Source organism: Clostridium sartagoforme AAU1 (genome assembly GCF_000401215.1).
Taxonomy (GTDB): Bacteria; Bacillota; Clostridia; order Clostridiales; family Clostridiaceae; genus Clostridium; species Clostridium sartagoforme.
In genome coordinates this window covers 1-19,481 of record NZ_ASRV01000063.1, presented here as the reverse complement: position 1 = coordinate 19,481, position 19,481 = coordinate 1, and the positions used below count along the sequence as shown (strand labels likewise).

General features: G+C 26.0%; 17 protein-coding genes and 2 pseudogenes. 15 read left to right on the top strand and 4 right to left on the bottom strand.

What is annotated here, in order from left to right; all coding sequences use genetic code 11:
- The first annotated feature begins 42 nt into the window (after nucleotides 1-42).
- The 6 genes and pseudogenes from A500_RS05225 (at nucleotide 43) to A500_RS21115 (ending at nucleotide 4,956) form a co-directional block, all read left to right on the top strand.
- Nucleotides 43-621, top strand: a complete 579-nt coding sequence (locus A500_RS05225) for a hypothetical protein (protein ID WP_016206540.1) — start codon at nucleotides 43-45, stop codon at nucleotides 619-621.
- Between the two features lie 198 nt (nucleotides 622-819).
- Nucleotides 820-2,358 (top strand): ATP-binding protein, encoded by a 1,539-nt coding sequence (locus A500_RS05220; protein ID WP_016206539.1) that lies wholly within the window; start codon nucleotides 820-822, stop codon nucleotides 2,356-2,358.
- A gap of 2 nt (nucleotides 2,359-2,360) precedes the next feature.
- Entirely contained in the window at nucleotides 2,361-3,059 is a 699-nt protein-coding gene (locus A500_RS05215; protein WP_016206538.1) for a response regulator, read from the top strand.
- 107 nt (nucleotides 3,060-3,166) lie between these two features.
- Nucleotides 3,167-3,502, top strand: coding sequence for an FAD-dependent oxidoreductase (locus A500_RS21640; RefSeq protein ID WP_016206537.1), 336 nt, complete (start codon nucleotides 3,167-3,169; stop codon nucleotides 3,500-3,502).
- A gap of 44 nt (nucleotides 3,503-3,546) precedes the next feature.
- Nucleotides 3,547-4,587, top strand: a pseudogene (locus A500_RS05210) (flavocytochrome c); the annotation flags it as partial.
- Nucleotides 4,588-4,611: 24 nt separating this feature from the next.
- A complete protein-coding gene (locus tag A500_RS21115; protein WP_016206535.1) occupies nucleotides 4,612-4,956 on the top strand; it encodes an FMN-binding protein in 345 nt (114 codons plus the stop codon).
- A 68-nt stretch (nucleotides 4,957-5,024) separates the two neighbouring features.
- Here A500_RS21115 and A500_RS05200 read toward each other — a convergent pair whose 3' ends face one another.
- Nucleotides 5,025-6,290 (bottom strand): glycoside hydrolase family 13 protein, encoded by a 1,266-nt coding sequence (locus tag A500_RS05200; protein ID WP_242835050.1) that lies wholly within the window; start codon nucleotides 6,288-6,290, stop codon nucleotides 5,025-5,027.
- Nucleotides 6,272-6,757: an alpha amylase N-terminal ig-like domain-containing protein gene (locus A500_RS21110; protein WP_242835048.1), complete on the bottom strand. Its 486-nt coding sequence runs from the start codon at nucleotides 6,755-6,757 to the stop codon at nucleotides 6,272-6,274. The genes A500_RS05200 and A500_RS21110 overlap by 19 nt, the downstream gene beginning before the upstream one ends.
- Before the next feature lie 120 nt (nucleotides 6,758-6,877).
- On the opposite strand from A500_RS21110, the gene A500_RS05195 reads away from it, so the two are divergent.
- Nucleotides 6,878-7,561, top strand: coding sequence for a helix-turn-helix domain-containing protein (locus tag A500_RS05195; RefSeq protein ID WP_016206534.1), 684 nt, complete (start codon nucleotides 6,878-6,880; stop codon nucleotides 7,559-7,561).
- Between the two features lie 80 nt (nucleotides 7,562-7,641).
- A complete protein-coding gene (locus A500_RS05190; RefSeq protein ID WP_016206533.1) occupies nucleotides 7,642-9,420 on the top strand; it encodes a M3 family oligoendopeptidase in 1,779 nt (592 codons plus the stop codon).
- A gap of 136 nt (nucleotides 9,421-9,556) precedes the next feature.
- On the opposite strand, the gene A500_RS05185 is transcribed toward A500_RS05190, so the two are convergent.
- The gene (locus A500_RS05185) at nucleotides 9,557-10,450 is read right to left on the bottom strand and encodes a metallophosphoesterase (protein ID WP_242835046.1); all 894 of its coding nucleotides are present in this window, start codon (nucleotides 10,448-10,450) and stop codon (nucleotides 9,557-9,559) included.
- 555 nt (nucleotides 10,451-11,005) lie between these two features.
- Between A500_RS05185 and A500_RS05180 the strand changes: the two are divergent.
- From A500_RS05180 to A500_RS05160, 5 genes and pseudogenes are all read left to right on the top strand, one after another.
- Nucleotides 11,006-13,620 (top strand): annotated as a pseudogene (locus A500_RS05180) (3'-5' exonuclease).
- Between the two features lie 83 nt (nucleotides 13,621-13,703).
- Nucleotides 13,704-14,126 carry a hypothetical protein gene (locus A500_RS05175; protein ID WP_016206531.1) on the top strand — a complete coding sequence of 141 codons (423 nt, stop codon included), beginning with the start codon at nucleotides 13,704-13,706 and terminating at the stop codon, nucleotides 14,124-14,126.
- A 113-nt stretch (nucleotides 14,127-14,239) separates the two neighbouring features.
- On the top strand, nucleotides 14,240-15,004 hold the full coding sequence (locus tag A500_RS05170; RefSeq protein WP_016206530.1) for a threonine/serine exporter family protein: 765 nt from the start codon (nucleotides 14,240-14,242) through the stop codon (nucleotides 15,002-15,004).
- Nucleotides 15,005-15,006: 2 nt separating this feature from the next.
- Complete coding sequence (locus tag A500_RS05165) at nucleotides 15,007-15,477, top strand: threonine/serine exporter family protein (RefSeq protein WP_016206529.1); 471 nt, start codon at nucleotides 15,007-15,009, stop codon at nucleotides 15,475-15,477.
- Between the two features lie 154 nt (nucleotides 15,478-15,631).
- Complete coding sequence (locus A500_RS05160; protein ID WP_040436555.1) at nucleotides 15,632-16,537, top strand: ComEC/Rec2 family competence protein; 906 nt, start codon at nucleotides 15,632-15,634, stop codon at nucleotides 16,535-16,537.
- 59 nt (nucleotides 16,538-16,596) lie between these two features.
- Here A500_RS05160 and A500_RS05155 read toward each other — a convergent pair whose 3' ends face one another.
- Entirely contained in the window at nucleotides 16,597-17,811 is a 1,215-nt protein-coding gene (locus tag A500_RS05155) for a dicarboxylate/amino acid:cation symporter (protein ID WP_016206527.1), read from the bottom strand.
- 198 nt (nucleotides 17,812-18,009) lie between these two features.
- Between A500_RS05155 and A500_RS05150 the strand changes: the two genes are divergently transcribed.
- On the top strand, nucleotides 18,010-18,306 hold the full coding sequence (locus A500_RS05150) for a hypothetical protein (RefSeq protein ID WP_016206526.1): 297 nt from the start codon (nucleotides 18,010-18,012) through the stop codon (nucleotides 18,304-18,306).
- The gene (locus A500_RS05145) at nucleotides 18,288-19,430 is read left to right on the top strand and encodes a hypothetical protein (RefSeq protein WP_016206525.1); all 1,143 of its coding nucleotides are present in this window, start codon (nucleotides 18,288-18,290) and stop codon (nucleotides 19,428-19,430) included. Before A500_RS05150 ends, A500_RS05145 begins: the two co-directional genes overlap by 19 nt.
- The last annotated feature ends 51 nt before the right edge of the window (nucleotides 19,431-19,481 follow it).

Below are 19,481 nucleotides of genomic sequence, written 5' to 3'. Positions count from 1 at the left end.
ATTAAATAATAATAAGATTTTTGAAGGTAGGGGAGTTTAATTATGAATAGTAAAGTGGAATTAATATATGAAAATAATGAATATAGTGTAGCTGTAAATGGATCAATTGTAAATAAAGATAAAGATTTAGAAAATGCTTTTGCTCAATTTAAAAGTATTATAAATAATAATAAAAGTGCAGAAGCAAAGGCGTGGGATGAAATAGCAGAAAAATTCCAAGCATTAAATAATAGTAATTTAGATATTAATTATGAATTTAGAACTATGAGTTATGGAAATATGAAATATTTTTATAATATGAGTAAAGTATTTTATATTTTAAATGGAGAAATGGTTCCTCTTATTGGAGGATATGAATTATTTAAATTTACATTAAACGTATTAGGGAATGAAGATATAGATAAAGCAAATGATTTTATAGAATTTTGCAAAAATATAGTAATGTCAAAAATTAATTATAGAGTTATAGATACAAGTATTATAGTTTCAAGTGCAAGTTTTAACTATGGTTCCGCAGAATATAATTTTAATAGTAAAAAAATAAATAAGGGAGCTTCTATACTAACTGGAAGTTTTGAAGAATTTAAGAATTATGTTTTAAGTATAATAAAGCCAATGTAAAAGGATGAGAATTTTCTCATCCTTTTTATAACTTAATTTCTTCAGTTTTTCAATGGACATATGAAAGTTTGCAGTGACCTAGATTAGAGGGATAGAATAAGCAAATTTACATATGTCCACTTTTTTATTTGTTACATTTTATATATTAATGTATAATTATTGTGGCAAAAATAATAACTATAGTATAGAGGTATAAGAATGACTTTAGAAAAGAAAATTTCAAGGCTTACAATTGGTATTTTTATAGCAGTAATACTAATTATAAGCATTTTTTCAATAGCAATTATAAATAATAAAGTATCTGAAGCAATAGGCAAGAGTTTGACTGATACTGCTTTTGTAGTAGCAGCCAATCCTATGATTCAGAAGGAATTAGCAGATGGCTCAGATCCAAAACATTTGAAAGTTCAAAACTTTGCTGAAAGAGTAAGACTAAAAACTGGATTATTATTTATAACAGTAATGAATACTGAAGGTGTAAGATATTCACACCCTATTCCAGACAATATTGGAAGACGGTTTTTAGGTGGCGATGAAAAGTTAGTTTTAAAAGATGGAGAAACATATGTATCAGAAGGCGAGGGGCATTTAGGGAAATCTATAAGAGCATTTGTACCAGTACATAAAGATGGTGTGCAAGTTGGGGCTGTTGCTGTAGGGATGTTAAAAAGGGACTTAAGAAGCGAAGTTAAAGAGTATGTAAAAGGATTAATACCAGTATTTATAGGTGTTTTTATTATAATAATATTTTTAGCAAAAAAGTTAGCTAATAATATAAAAGAAGATATTTATGGATTAGAGCCAGAAGAAATAGCTAATCAATTAAGAGAAAAAGAATCTATAATTAATAATATAGAAGAAGGATTAATAGCAATAAATGACAAAGGTTATGTGACGGTAATAAACAACAAAGCTTTAGAGATACTGAATATAAATTCAAGTAATAAAATAAACTCTAAAATAATAAATCTATTATTTGAAGTTATGTATAGAAGAAGTAGAATATTTAATAAAGAAATAAGATTAGAAAATAATATAATAATAATGGGAAACTTCTATAGCATCATTGGTGAATATGGTAAGGTTGTAGGAGCAATTGCTAGTTTTCAAGATTTCACAAAGGTTCATAATATGGCAGAGGAGTTAACAGGAGTAAAGGAATTAACGTGGAACTTAAGAGCACAAAATCATGAATTTATGAATAAGTTACATACAATAGCTGGTTTAATACAATTAGATGAAACTGATAAGGCTTTAGAATATATTTTCCACACTACAGGTATTAGAGGAATAGTTACAGATAATCTAAGTAAAATAAAAGAACCATCAATACAAGGGTTAATATTTTCTAAATATAATAAATCAGATGAAATGAAAATAAAGTTTGAAGTTGATGAAAATTCTAATTTAAAGTTTATTCCTAATAATATAAGAGTTCAAGATATACTAGCTATTATAGGAAATCTTTTAGAAAATTCTATTGAAGAAGTAAAAATTATAGAAAATGGATACATATATATTGGAATTTTCCAAGATAAAAAGATAAAGATTATAGTAAAAAATAATGGAAGTAAAATTGATGATAATATTAAAGATGAAATATTTGAAAGAGGGTTTAGTACAAAGGGAGATTTAAGAGGCTTTGGTTTGTACAATATAAAAAATATAATAGAATCATTAAATGGGACTTTAAAATTAACTTCTGATAAAATTACGACTTGGGAGGTAGAAATATAAAAATGAATAGTATTAAAGTTTTTATAGTTGAAGATGATCCAATGGTAAAAGATATAAATAGAAGATTTTTAAATAAACTTGAAGGCGTTGTAGTTGTAGGAGATGCAAGCAATATGGAAGAAGCAAAAATTAAAATTTATAAAGAAAAAATAGATTTAATTTTGTTAGATATATTTTTGCCGGATGGAAAAGGTATAGATTTACTAAAATGGATAAGATCTAGAGAGATACAGGTAGATACTATTTTAATTACTGCGGATAAATGTAAATCGTCAGTTGATGAAGCTTTTAAATATGGAGCTGTTGACTATTTAATAAAGCCATTTAAATTTGAAAGATTTAAAGAAGCCTTATCTAATTATAGAAATAGATTTATTGAATTAACAAATTTAGATAATATAAACCAAGATTATATAGATCAATATATATTAAATATTAGTACAAATTGTACAGGTGATGAAATGCAAGAGAAAGAACTAAGTAAGGGTTTAAATCTAAAAACATATGATAAAATAATAAATTATATGAATCAGAAAAAGGGACAAGATTTAACTGCAGAGGAAATTGCCAAAGGAAGTGGCCTTGCTAGGGTAACTGCTAGAAGGTATTTAGAAAAGATGGCGGAAGAAGGTAAAGTTGAAATAAATCAGGAATATGGAAAAATAGGAAGACCAACTAATTATTATATGCTTAAAAAATAAGAACAAAAAGACCAAAATAAACAATAAGACCATAATATTGATTGTATATTAATTAACTAATATACTAATGCTGTAAATAACTTAAAGATTAAGGGGAGAAATATTAGATGAAAAAGAAAGCTTTAGCATTAGTAATGTCAGCTTTAATTTTAGTTCCATCAATCCTAGTTGGTTGTGGTGGGAAAAAGGAAACTGCTGATATAGTTATAATAGGAGCTGGTGGTGCAGGATTATCTGCAGCTGTACAAGCTAAACAAGATGGAGTAGAAAAAGTTGTTCTTTTAGAGAAAATGCCGATGGTTGGAGGAAACACCAATAGAGCAACAGGTGGTTTAAATGCAGCTGAAACTGAACAACAAAAGGCAAAAGGTATAGAAGATTCTATAGAAATTATGTATGAAGATACTATGAAGGGTGGATATGAAAAAATAATCCAGAATTAGTAGAAAAGCTATCTAATGAGGCAAAGGATTCAGTTGCATGGTTAACTGATTTAGGTGCTGATTTATCAGATGTTGGTAGAATGGCAGGAGCTACAAATTATAGAACTCACAGACCAACAGGGGGAGCCGCTGTTGGAGCTCATTTAGTAGATACATTAAAGGTAGCTGCTGAAAAAGAAAAAGTTGATTTAAGATTATGGAATGAAGTAAAGGAAATAGTTTTAGATAAAGAGGGTAATGTTTCTGGAGTAAAGGTTACTAATAAAGAAGGAAAAGAGTACACTATAAATACAAAAGCTGTAATTATTGCAGCAGGCGGATTTTCAGCGAATCAAGAAATGGTAGTTAGCTATAAAGAGGATTTAAAAGGATTTGCAACAACTAACCACAATGGAGCTACTGGAGATGGAATAGTCCTTGGAAAAGGTATTGGAGCTGATTTAGTAGATATGGAAGAAATCCAAACACATCCAACAGTTGTTCCAGAAAAGGCTGTAATGGTAACTGAAGCTGTAAGAGGTAATGGAGCGATTCTTATTAATAAGGATGCTAAAAGATTCACAAATGAATTATTTACAAGAGATGTAGTTTCAAAGGCTATATTAGAACAAAAGGATGGAATAGCGTATCTCTTCTTTGATGAAGGGTTAAGAAAGAGCTTAAAAGCAACTGAAGAATATTTTAATATGGGATTAGTTACAGAAGCTGATTCTGTAGAAGAATTAGCAGAAAAGTTATCAATAGATAAGAATACAATGGTAGAAACAATTAATAAATACAATAAAGCAGCATTAGATAAAAAAGATTCAGAATTTAATAGAGAAGATCTTCCAAGACAATTAAATGAAGGAAAAGTATATGCAATACCTGTAACTCCAGCTGTACACCATACAATGGGTGGATTAAAGATAAATATAAATGCTGAAGTTTTAAATAAAGATGCAAAAGTAATTCCAGGACTATTTGCAGCAGGAGAAGTAACTGGAGGAGTTCATGGTGGAAACAGATTAGGTGGAAATGCATTAGCTGATATAGTTACTTTTGGTAGAACTGCTGGAAAAAATGCAGCAGCATTTATTAAATAGGATTTAATTGTAGGAGGAGTAAAAATGAAAAAAATAACTGCAATATTAAGTACAATAGTATTATCAGCAACTATTTTAGTTGGCTGTGGTAGTGGGAAATATACTGATGGAACTTACACAGGTGAAGGGCAAGGGGCTTCAGGTGCAATAAAAGTAGAGGTTAAGGTTGAAAAGGGAAAGATATTAGAAGTGAATTTAGTTGAACATAATGAAACTAAAACTTTAGTTGATGGTGTTAAGGAAAATTTAGTTCCAGAAATAATCGAAAAGCAAAGCACAGAAGGTGTTGAGGCTATCTCAGGAGCAACAAATTCATCGAAAGGCGTAATAGAAGCTGTTAATAAAGCCTTGGAATCAGCGTCAAAATAAAAGTTATACAGTATACTTTTAAAATATAGAAAATAGTTAGATTTTATTAAATAAAATCTAACTATTTTTTATTTAAGTTTGATTATCTTATATTCCATAGGATTAAAGTTTATATTTTCAAGTTTACTTACATTAAAAGAAGAATTATTTATTAAATCAAAGCCATTTATATTAAAATTAAGTTTAGTGTAAATTTTTTGTTCATTTCTATTTAAGCATATTAAAATTGATTCATCACATAAATCTCTTTTAAAAATTAAAAGATTATCTTCATAATATATGGGGGTAAATGTACCATAAACTAAAGATTTATATTCTTTTCTAAGTTTTATTAAGAATTTATAAAAGTTTAATAAGTCTTTATTTTGTTTAGAATCATCCCAAACCATACATTTTCTGTTAAGAGGATCATCTTCGCCAGTTAAGCCAATTTCATCACCATAATAAATATAGGGTACCCCTATATAAGAAAACTGAAAAACTATAGCAAGTTTCATAGATAAAAAATTTAAATTACATTCGTTAATAAACCTTTTTGTATCATGGCTACCTAATAAATTCCACATTTGATTTGATATGCTATTCATATATAACATTCTACTTTCGGATAAAATGCTTAAAAATTCTTTTGCATTTATTATTCTTTTAGCAAAGAAATCTACACATGCATTTTTGAAAGTGTAATTCATAATACCATCAAATTCATCACCTTTTAGAAAGGCAAAACCATTATGAAATATTTCACCTATTATAATTGCATCTTTATTTATTGATTTAATTTCTTTTCTAAAATCTTTCCAAAAGCTATGACTAACTTCATCACTTACATCTAATCTCCAACCGTCTATTCCAATCTCATTAATCCAGTACTTACCTATATTGATAAGATAGTTTCTTACTTCTTCATTTAAAATATTCAATTTTGGCATTTTAGATATATTATTTGCAAAAGTATAATAATTAAGGGCTTCTTGGTTAATAGGAAAGCTATCTATAAGATACCAATCTTTATATTTTGATTTTTCTCCATTTTTTATAATATCCTGAAATGCAAAAAAATCGTCTCCTGAATGATTAAATACAGCATCAAATATAACTCTAATCCCTTTTTTATGACATTTATCTATTAGAGACTTGGCTGTTTCTTTATCTCCAAATATTTCATCAATTTTATAATAATCACATGTATTATATTTATGATTAGAAGTAGATTTAAACACTGGAGTAAGATATATTAAGTTTACTCCTAGAGATTCGATATAATCTAATTTATCTATTATTCCTTGTAGATTTCCTCCAAAAATAGATTTGAAAGTTATATTTTCATCTCCCATTCTGATATAGTCTTAGGGTTACTTTTATTAAATCCTTTAAAAAACCTATCAGGAAAAATTTGATATACTATAGCTTCTTGTAAAATTTTATTCTCATTATAGACATCATCGGCAGATATATAAGGAAAGTGAAATGAGTTTGCATCAATATATTCATAAGTAGATTTTCTAAAACCTCGTTCATCTAAAATATAGCTAACATTATTTTTGTCTATAAGTTCAAATATATATTTGTACCTATTTTTAGCGACTGACAAGTCAGCTTCATAGTATGAATATAATTCTCCTTCAGATATTAGATACATTTCTTTCTTTATAAAAGATTCATCTCCAAATCTATCTTTATAATAAATGTAGCAATTATTCAAATCATTTTTAGCAGTACGTATTCTTATAGTTAAGGTATTTACATTTTTGGCATAAGCATAGGGAATATCTGATATATGATAAACAGCTAACTTATTCATAAATTACTCCTTTTATTGTATATTTTAATAAAATTATATCAAAGTGTATTGATTAAATTTGTAAATTTAAAATATAATATGTATATAATTATTATAAAGTTATAGAATGGAGAGATACTAATGAATGATGGATATGAAAGTTTTGAATCAGATTTCAATATTTTTAGTAATAAGATATCATTTCTAATGGAATCTAGAAATAAAGAAGAAATAATAAAGATAGTTAAAGAAAAGCATAAGTCAGAGATTAGAGATGATGTAGATAAAGAACATAAAAAAGATGATTTAATAATTTGGAATGCTATTTATAGTAGGGAAATTATTAGAAGTGGAATTTCAAAAAAATATCTTCATACAATCTATAATAAATTTTATAGAAAAATTAAAGAAACTAATAACATCAGTAATTTGCAAACTATAGAAATGGAAATGATAAATGAGTATATGGATTTACTTATAAATGATATCGAAATCACTGATAGCTTCACAGCTAATAAACTTTTGCAAGCGGTACATTTAAATATAGAAAATCATACTTCATTAGAAATGATATGTAATAATTTAAATATATCGGTAGGATATGCGTCAACATGTTTTAAGAGATATAAGGGAATATCTATAATGAAGTATTTAAGAGAAATTAAAATTGAAAGAGCTAAAACTTTACTTTTAAGTAGTGAAAAGAGCATACTAGAAATAAGCATATTATTAGGATTTCATGATCAAAGCCATTTTACTAATACATTTAAAAAAGTTGTAGGTATATCGCCATCAGAATTTAGAAATAAAAATTATTCAATATAGGTATAATTAATTGAATTCGATTTAATTTAATAATATAATTTAAAATAAGTATTAAAAATAATATTAAAGGGGGCATAAAAATGTCATTAGAATGGAGTTTAAAAAATATATATCCATCATTTACTTCAAAAGAATTTATTACAGATTTAAAGAAAGTAGATGATGGGATAGAAGAACTTAAAAGGTTCGCTAAATCTACTGATGAAAAATCAAATGATTTAATAAAATTAGAAGAATTAATAAATAAGTTAGAAAATATAAATTTACTTTTAAATAGAGTAGGGTCTTATGCTAATTTAACTTTAAGTACTGATTCAAGGAATCCAGAAGGAAGAAGATATTTAGATGTAATAAATTCTAAATATGGACTTCTAGCAGAGCCATTAACAAAGATATATAAATGGGTAGCAAATATAAAAGATATAGATAGTTTAATAAAATCATCAGATTTATTAAGAAAACATAAGTTTTTCATAAGTGAAATAATAGAAAAAAATAATTATATGCTAAGTGAAAAAGAAGAAGCTATAATTGCTAAAATGAGAAATACTGGTTCAGATGCATGGTTAAATTATAAGGATTATTTAATATCAACACATAAGGTTGATATTAATATTGATAATGAAGATAAAACATTACCATTAACTGTTATTTTAAATATGGCCTATAGTCCAGATACAAATTTAAGAAAAAAAGCATATGAAGCAGAAATTAAGTCATATGAAAAAATTGAAGAAGGAGTTGCAGCAGCATTAAATGGAATTAAGGGAGAAGTTTTAACTACTGCTCAGCTTAAAGGATATAAATCACCTCTTCATATGACTTTAGAGGAATCTAGAATGGATGAAGATATTTTAAATTCAATGCTTACAGCTATAAAAGAGAGCTTGCCTTCATTTAGAAAATATTTAAGAAGAAAAGCGGAAATGTTAGGTCATAAAAATGGATTGCCATTTTATGATTTATATGCACCAGTAATAAACAAAGAAATGAAGTTTTCTTATGAAGAAGGAAAGGCTTTTGTTGAAAAGAACTTTAGAAACTTTAGTGATAATTTAGCTGATTTTGCTATTAATGCATTTAATAATAGTTGGATAGATGTTATGCCTAAAGAAGGCAAAGTTGGTGGTGCTTTTTGTGAAAGCATAAAGACTATAAATGAAAGCAGAATATTACTGAATTATGGAAATAGTTTTAGTGATGTTGTAACCATGGCCCACGAGCTTGGACATGGATTTCATAGTCATTGCTTAAAAAATGAAACTGCTTTAAATTCGGAATATCCAATGACATTAGCTGAAACAGCATCTAATTTCTGTGAGATATTAGTAAAAAGAGGGGCTGTTAAAAGTGCAAGTAAAGAAGAGGCTTTTGCTATTTTAGAAGCAGAAATATCAGACTGTAATCAAGTAATAGTTGATATATATTCAAGATTCTTATTTGAAACTGAAATTTTTGAAAAGAGAAAAGAAAGCTCTCTTTCAGTGGAAGAAATCAATAATGTAATGTTAAAAGCTCAAAAAGAATCCTATGGAGATGGTCTTGATAATAATTTCTTGCATAAATATATGTGGACTTGGAAACCTCATTATTATTATGCAACAGCTAATTTCTATAACTTCCCATATGCATTTGGAAATTTATTTGCAAAGGGGTTATATGCTGAATATTTGAAGAGAGGTGAAAGCTTCTGTAAGGAATATGAGGATTTATTATCTGTTACAGGCAAAGAAAAGGTTGCAGATGTAACAAAAATAATGAATATAGACGTTCATGATGTTAACTTCTGGAGAAATTCTTTAAGGCTTATTGAAGAAGATATAGAAAGATTCATTTCTTTAAGTTACGAAGTAAAATAGATTAAAACTAAAGGGATATTTAAAGTGTTTTTAAATATCCCTTGATTTTAATTTAATATTAAATAGCTATTTAATAAGTGTATAAGATTAATAAATCTATAGTAATTTTATTAGAATTAGTTTTTTTCGGCATATATTAATGTAAGTTCATTTGAACTATTTCACTTCTACTGCCTATTCTTATAGGAGGTCCCCAAGTTCCATACCCAGAAGAAACTACAACATTCAAGTTATCTTTCTTTAAATAACCATAATCAATTTCAAACATTTTATTTGTAACTAAATTTCCAGGAGCAATTTGACCTTTATGAGTATGACCAGAAAGTTGTAAATCAATATTTGCATTTAAGCTTTCATTTATATATTTAGGATTATGATCTATTACAATAAGAGCTTTAGATTTATCAAGATTATGTGTTAAATCTAATAATGAAGCTCTATCATTTTCAGAAAATCTATTTATTGTAATATCATCTCTGCCTATTATGTAGATACTGTCATTTATTAAAATAGATTCATCTCTTAAGACTTTAACAGAATTTTCTTCAAGTATTTTGACTATTTGGGTTTCAGCCTTAGTCATTAAATCATGATTTCCAAGGGTGGCATAAGTACCATATGTAGACTTGATTTTTGAAAATTCTCTTCCCATATTAGTATTTAGAAATGGTTTTATATCACTATCTATAATATCTCCAGCAATTATTACTATATCAGGATTTAAGTCATTAATTTCTTTTACCATATTAGAAAGTTTTTTATTTTTAACTATATTTCCTAAATGTATATCAGATACCATAATTACATTTACTGGTTCTTTAAAAGATGGTTTATCTATATCTATATCAAAAGAGGTCACATAAGAGTTTTTAGCATTAAAGCTTCCAATTGTAGTTATTATAATAAAAACTAAAGCAATTAATATAGTTTGATAAATATAGTATTTATCAGTTAAATTATTTGATAAGTGTGATTTACTAATTATTATATTTATTATTCCTATAATAGGAAAAGTTAATAAAGTGTACATTAATAATCCCATCCAATATGAACCAATTAAATAAAGAAAGTTAGTTAAATTGGGAGATATAAATTTATTAAGAAACATTGAAATTATGTATGATAAGGCTAAAACCCAAAAAATAATCCAAAATACTAATGGAGAAATTTTGAAAATATAATTAAATCCATTAAGTATTTTTCTACCTATATAATAATTTATTAAAAAATATAGAAGTGAAAATAAAACCAAGATAAGGATATATTTAACCTTCAATTCAATCAACTCCAGTATATAATTTTTAGATTATTATAACATAACAGTATTTTTAAACCAAATTACATAAGTATTATTTCTTAAACTTTATATAATATACATTTATTTTGCTTAAGAAAATAGTAAAAAATGAAATTTTAATTTACTTTCATTATGAGTACAATAGTAATATAATTATTTTAGTAAATATAAGTTAGAAAAATTAATTATACATATTAAAAAAGAGAGATATTTACAATTTATAGATTTGATTAGTAGAGAAAATTATAAGATATGATAAAATAAAGTAAAAAGCCTGGAGGATTAAGTATGACTTTAAATCAAGAACAAGCTTTAGTTGTAAATGAATTAGAAAAAAACATTCTACTTCTTGCTTCGGCAGGTACTGGAAAAACTAATACTTTATCAAGTAGAATTTCAAATATTATAAAAAGTAATAAAGCAAAAGCTTGTGAAATATTATGTATAACCTTTACTAATAAAGCTTGTGCAGAAATGAGAGAGAGAATTGAAAAAGTTGTAGGGGAAGATGCTAAGGACATTACTATAAGAACCTTTCATAGCTTTTGTTATGATTTAATTAAAAGTGATGCTAAGAAAAGAAGTGATATATTTACTGATTTTATTGTCTTTGATGAGGAAGATTGTAGAGAAATAATAAAAGAATGTAATTACTATAATACTTCTGTTTATAAACTACAACAGTTTATAGATATAATTAAAATAGAAAGAGCTAAACTTGATTTATATAGTGATAATGTTTTAGATGATTATAGTAAAACTATAGGAAATATATTTAAATACAATGAAGCTAAGATAAATTCAATTTGTAATGACAAAGGCATTTTAAATAATGAAATGAAGAACTTTTTATTAGAAAAGGGCCATTTTTTGGTTAATTTATATAACTCATTGCTTTATAACAATCATGGGTTAGATTTTGCAGATTTAACATGTAAGGCAAAAGAGATATTAAAAGATGATAAATTAGTTATAAGTTTAAGAAATACATATAAATTTATAAATATAGATGAAGTTCAGGATACAAGTACATTAGAATATTTTATAATTGAAAAGATATTTAAAGGAAATAATATTTTGTTATGTGGAGATATGTTTCAAACCATTTATGGGTGGAGAGGCTCAGAACCAAATAAGATATTAGAATTTTATAAGAAAGAATATAATCCTATTGAAATAGTATTTTTTAAAAATTACAGATCAACTAAGTTTATAACTAATGGAACTTTAAGCTTTTTAAAGAATGCTTTTGAATTACAATATAAATCTTTATACAAAAATGAAATATCCTCGAAACAAAAGAAAATGGTGAGAAAATAAAATTAAAGATATGCAATAATTTGAGGGAAGAAGCTAGATTTATATTTGAGGAAGTAAAATCATTACAAGAAAAAGGCGAAGATATATCAAAGATTTGTATTTTAAGTAGAGATAATAATTATAATATTAAGTTGAGTAGAGAACTTGGAAATATAATTGGATATGATGGTTCTGATTTTGAATTTATTCTGGTTGATCAATTTAAGTTTTTTAGAAGACAAGAAATAAAAGATATTATAGCTTTTCTAAAGCTTATTGCAAACAGATATGATAATGTAAGCTTAAAAAGAATAGTAAAAAGACTTCCTACAGGAATAGGAGATAAGACATTCCAAATTATTGAATCAAAGGAGTATAAAGAAGTTGGAATTTCATTATGTGATTTTATAGATTTAAATGCAAGAAATTATGGAGAAAAATATTCATTACTAATAAATGAATTTGCACAAGATAATATAATAGTATTTGATGTTGAAAGTACAGGAACAGATGTAACTGAAGATGAAATAGTACAAATAGCAGCTATAAAGATAAATAAACATGGTAAAGTTATTGACAGCTTTAAAAAGTTTATAAAAAATAAAAAAACTGTAGAATCATCATTTAAAGTACATGGATTTAGTGATGAATTTTTAAAAGAAAATGGTGAAGATAAGAAAAAGGTATTAAAAGAGTTCATGGAGTTCTCAAAGGATGCTGTTATAGTAGGGCATAATGTTCAATATGACATAAATATTTTAAGTAGTGAGTTATATAGGAATAACTTAGGAGGTCATAAATTTAAAACTTTTTATGATACTCTAGATATATATAGAAGATTTTATACTAATTTACCTAATTATAAATTAGATACACTTAGTAAAATATTTAAAACAAAAAACAAACCAAGTCATGATGCTATGGATGATATACTAGCAACTAGTGAATTATTAGTAAGATCTATAAATAAGGATTTAATTCACACATCAATACAGAGAATAAATTATATGTCTAAGCACATAAAGGCATTTTCATATATTAGCAATAAAGTTAATGAATTATTTAAGGAAGCTGAAGTTAAAAGACCTCAAGATATAATAGTTGATATTATAAATAAATTCAATATAAAAACATTATATTCAGGAAGGGATATTGAAGGGGCTAAGGAAGGAAGGGAAAAGATAGAAAGACTTAGAGATTTTTATGTCCTTGTAAGAGATTTAGATGATAACAAAAAAACAATAAAGATTTTTTATTAGATATAATTAAATTGACAGGTCTTTCAAATGGAGATCTTGAGAATTTGATTATAAATAGAACTAATAAAAAAAGAATTCCAATAATAACAGTACATCAATCAAAAGGGCTTGAATTTGATAGTGTATTTATAGTAGGACTTCAAGAAAATACATTTCCATCTTATATGTCCATTAAATCTAACAACTTAGAAGAAGAAAAAAGAACCTTTTATGTTGCATTAACTAGAGCAAGAAAAAATTTATATTTATTGTCTAATTTACATGATGAATATAATAGAAAAAATGAAGTAAGTAGATTCTTAGGATATATAGATATAGACTATATATCTTGATAATAATTATTAAAAGATAGAAATTTTCACTTCTATATAGTATAATAAATAATATTATATAGAAACATATGTATTAAATATTGCGAGGTATGAGAAATGAAATATAATTTAAATGTGTACCAGTTAGGACAACTATTAGATGTTATTGCAAAGAATTACGATCTTGAATTACTATCTAAAATAAAATTAAGTGGTGGCTGGATGACTATGACAGGAAAGGTATCAATTGTATCGGTTCCTGCAAATAAACTAGTCTTAAAAGGAAATAATATAATAACATTAAAAATACAAGATAGCGGATGTCAAGGAAGCTTAATAAAAATTACAGGAGCAAAAGAGAATAAATTTGATATAGATATATCAGCAACTAAATATAAAGAGATAAAATCAACTGGAATAAATTTGAATAAAGTAAAAATAAATGAAAATGAATGTAAGCTTAGAATAGATGAAGATATGATTTTTACAATAAGAAAAGCATCAGTTGAAAATATATTAAATATAATAAACAGTATATAAATTTTTGAGGAAAAACTATTTAGTTTTTCCTCTTTTTAATAAAAAATCTATATAGACATGCTATTGTGAGAATTGTATAATATATAAAGTTGAATATAGAAGAGGTAAAAATAATGGATATAAATAGTATACTTCAAGTTTCAGCTTATGCAGGGAAGATAATGCTTGAAAGTGGAGCAGAGGCGTATAGAGTTGAGGAAACAATGAATAGAATATGCAAGTCTTTTGGAATAGAAGTAGCAGATAGTTATGCGACACCAACTGTAATTGTAGCATCGGTATCTCATGAAGGCGAAATAAAATCATTAGTGGTCAGAATTTCTAACAGATCAGTGGATTTGCAAAAAATTCATAAGGTTAACGATTTAGCAAGGAATATAGTAAAAGATAAATATAATGTGAAAGAGTTAAAGAATAAATTAAATGAAATAGAAAAAGAAAAAAGGTATTCAAATAAAGTGACAATAACTTTTTCAGCAATTGGTGCATTTGGATTTGTTTTTTTATTTGGAGGATCTATAAAAGATGCTATAGCAGCATTTTTTATAGGAATAGTAGTTAAATATTTCTCTATAAAAGGTGAGAATATGGGGCTAAATTCATTTTTCATTAGTAGTATTTGTGCTGGGATTTTAGCCTTCTTAGCAATTATATCTATAAAAGTTGGACTAGCATTTGATATAGATAAGGTAATAATAGGTTCGATAATGCTTTTAGTACCAGGGCTGGCAATTACCAATGCAATAAGAGATACAGTTGCTGGTGATTTAGTATCTGGACTTGCAAGAGGAGCAGAAGCATTTTTAACAGCTATAGCGGTTGCTATTGGAACTGGAGTAGTTTTAAGTTTCTGGATTGGAACATTTGGGGGGATATAAATATGATAATTGAAATCTTATCTGCTTTTATAGCATCATTTGCTTTTGGAATAGTATTTAATATTAAAGGTAAAAATCTATTTTTTTCAGCCTTATGTGGTGCTTTAGGATGGTTTATATATAAATTTTCTTTAAGGCTGGGAGTTTCTGATACAACATCTTTATTCCTTGCAGCTGTTGGTCTTAGTATATATTCAGAAGTTTTTGCAAGGATATTAAAAACTCCAGTAACGACTTTTGTAATAGCAGCATTAATACCATTAGTTCCAGGTGGAGGAATGTATTATACAATGGTTGAAGCAATTACAGGGAATGTTATGAAGTCACTAGAAACAGGAATAAAAACTTTAGCTTCAGCAGGTGCTTTAGCCCTTGGAATTATATTAGTATCAACAGTAACTAAAACTTTAATAAAGTATAAACTTAACAAAGATCTAAAAAAACAAAATAAACTTAAATCATTAAATAGCTAGAAGGAATAAAATTATAAAATAATCAAATAATATTATCATAGTCAGAAGTTTTATTTATAATTTGACTATGACTATGGGGCGTTGCAGGACAAAATGTAACGCCTTTTGACATTTTTCAAATCTCAGCATATAATATGTATTAAAATAAGAATGTATGTTTGCAGGAGGTAAGATTTTGACAAAGCAAAAAGTAAATAAAAAATCGAAGTTTATAAGTATAGTTATCTTAGCCATATTTACAATAATATCAACATATTTTGGTAAGGATATTTTAGACTTAAATACAGAAAAAATAAATGGAAATATAGAAATCTCTTATCTGGATGTTGGACAAGGAGATGCTGTTTACATTAGAGTAAATGACTTTGATATATTAATAGATGCAGGACCTAAAAGTGATGTAGATAAATTAATGAAGCAACTTGAAGAAAAAAATATAGATGATTTTGAAATAGTTATTGCTACTCATCCACATGAGGATCATATTGGAGGAATGACAAAGATATTTGAAGAGTATCATATTAAAAGCTTTTATATGCCAAAAGTAACTAGTACTACAAAAACTTTTGAAAATATGATAAATGCAGTTAAGAAAGAAGGATTAAAAATTAATGTTATAAAAGAGGGGACAAGTTTTGATTTAGGAAAAGGAGCAAGAATAGATGTTTATTCTCCAATTAATGAGAGTTATGAAGAACTTAATGATTATTCCCCAATAATGAAATTAACCTTTGGAAACTCAACATTCATGTTTACAGGAGATGCTGAAGCTTATTCAGAAAAACAAGTTATATCTAAATATAAAGATAACTTAAAAGCTGATGTGTTAAAATTTGGACATCATGGCTCAAGTACATCCTCAAGTAAAGAATTTATAAAAGCAATTGCTCCAAAATACGGAGTAATTAGTTGTGGTGTAGATAATAAATATGGACATCCACATAGGGAAACTCTACAAACTATAGATACTTATGGAATAGAAACGTATAGAACGGATATAAACGGCGAAATAATAGTTATATCTGATGGTAATAATATTAGTATAAAAAATAAAAAGTAACAAAAAAGTAGAACTTTATCATAATGATTGTAAAATCTAATATGATAAAGTTCTACTTTTTACTTTACAACACTAACATCATTTAAGTCTTTATCTAAAGCTTCAGATTTATTTTTATTAGAATTTAATATCTTATCCATTAATATGGCTATAGCACCATCTCCTGTAACATTAGTAGCAGTTCCGAAACTATCTTGAGCGGCATGAAGAGCAATCATTAAAGGTTTTTCTAGTGAGCCAAAGCCAAGCATAGATTCCAATATTCCAAGAGCTGCCATAACCCCTCCCCCAGGAACGCCAGGAGCAGCAACCATAGTAATTCCAAGCATAAATATAAATGGAAGTATTAATGAAAATGTTGGAGTTCTTCCTGTCATATACATAACAGCCATAGATGTTAGTACAAGGGTTATTGTGTCTCCAGCTAAATGTATAGTTGCAGCCAGAGGAATTACAAAATCAGTTACTTCTTCACTAACGGAATTATTATTAACACACTGAACTGTAACAGGAATAGTAGCAGAAGATGATTGAGTACCAACAGCTGTTAAATATGCAGGTAACATATTTTTAAGCAATTTAATTGGATTTTCATTTTTTACACTACCAGCAACTAAATATTGAATTAAAAGATATATTCCTTGAACAGAAAATAGTATTATGTACACTAATGCAAAGCTTTTTAAAGTAGTAAATATTTCACCATTAAAGCTAAGTTTTGCAAAAATAGCACCAATATATATAGGTACTATTGGAATAAGTACACTAGATATAATTTTAGAAACTATAATACTGAACTCATCAAATATGCTAGAAATAATACTATTTTTAAGTTTTGATAAACTTACGCCCATAATAAAAGAAAATACTAAGGCAGACATTACAGACATTATAGGAGGTATATCAATAGTAAAAAAAGAAGATATATTACTACTTGAACTTATATTTAAAGTATTTACTTTTAATAATTTAGGTAAGAAAAAGGAACCTACTGAAAATGCTAAAAACCCAGCAGCAAGAGTAGAGATATAAGCAAGGATAGTAGTTAACAATAAAGCCTTTCCAGATTTATTTCCAAGAGAAGCTATTCCAGGTACTATAAACCCAATCATAATAAGTGGAATTACAAAAGATAAAAAGCTTCCAAAGAGTTCACTAAATGTCCCAAGTAGCCTTATTGGAGTATCAATATTTAGATATTTAAAGAATATTCCGATGCTTATTCCAACTATCAAGGAAATAAAGATTTTTAATATAAGAGATGTATTTTTCATTATAAAGCCCCCTCAATTTGTGTATTTGTATAAAATACACCTGTATCTAAATTAAGTACATAATACAGCCTGTACAATAATAAGTCAAGAAAAATATTTATTAAAGCATTTAAGTGAATTAATAAATATAAATAGGATAACATAAATAAATATAATATATTTATTTGAATAGTAAGAAGATATCGGAAGGAGAGTAGTATGAGATTATTAAATATTCTAAAAAAATCTTCAAAATATGAAAAAAAATTAGATGAAGCTATAGGAATATTAAATGATATATTTAAAGCTATACAAGAATATAGCGAAAATGAAGATTTACTTGAAAGCTATCATCATTTAAGAAAGGATATTTATAATATAAATTTAGCAAGATTAGAACTTGAAAATTCATTATTTAGAAATAAATTAAGCAAAAATGATGATTATGAAGAATTATGTTATGAAAATAAATATAAATTATCTACAGTAAAAATGAGATGGAAATATCAATTTTAGAAGCTCTATCGGCAACTAGTTTACTAATAGAAAATTATAAGAAGTTATATAGATGTTGTGATAAATTAACTAAGAAAAAATTAATGGAAGGCTATGATAATTGCCTGAAATACTTGAATAAGGCAAAAACTCTTTTATTAGATAAAGATTCGGTAAATAAATATATATTTGATAGAGAAGTAAAATTACAAGAAAAAATAGAAAATAATTTAAGAAATGAATATAACATTAAAGTTGACAATAGTATTAATTCCTTAATAGAAAAATTAGATAAATGTAATAATGGATTATTGTTAGATTTAACTGAAATAATAACTATGGTTGGAGAGAGAAAAATTGAAGATGTTTATATAATTTTGAAAAAACTTAATAAGAGAATAGAATTTATAGATATATTGATAAGTGTATTAAAAAATAATAACTCTATAGAAAATAAAAATGAGATCATAGATGATTTAATCTTAATAGAAAATAAAAATAATGAAAATAAATTTAATATAGATTTAGTAAGGTATGATTCTAAAGTGATTTTAATGGATTTTCAACTTAATAAGTCAATAAATCCAGAAGATTTAAAGAAAACAGTAGACAAAGTTAAAAGAAATTGTGAAAATATAAAAGAAGGATTAAATAATGTAAATATAAAACTAAGGGAAAATTATCATATAGACAAATATGTAGATTTAGATGAAAAAAATAGCAACAATAAACTTTTTAATATAGATATTTATATAAGATACTATTATTATGATAAAGAAGATATTGAAAGAGAATGGGATAATTACGAGGAAATTTTAGAAGGTATTGATAAAATGCAAGTATTCGAACAAGATGGATATTGTTTTAAATATACTAAAAGTGGTATGATTTTAGCAAGCAAAACTCAAGAAGATGTTAAAATAGAGTTTGCATGTGATTACAAATATATAAAAATAAATGGGAAAAAGAAATATATAAATTTAAATAAACGGTTTGAAGTAGATAATTTAACTAATCATACAAGAGTAACTACAATTATCGAAGAAATACATGATTACATAATGTGTGTCTTTTATATAAGTAATTTAAATTCTGAGGAGTTTATAAATGAATTGGAGAAAATCAAAAGTTCACAGAAAAAGTGAAAAGTAATAGTTAAGGACTTTTGTCTTTTAAAACTTAAGTTATAAATTGCG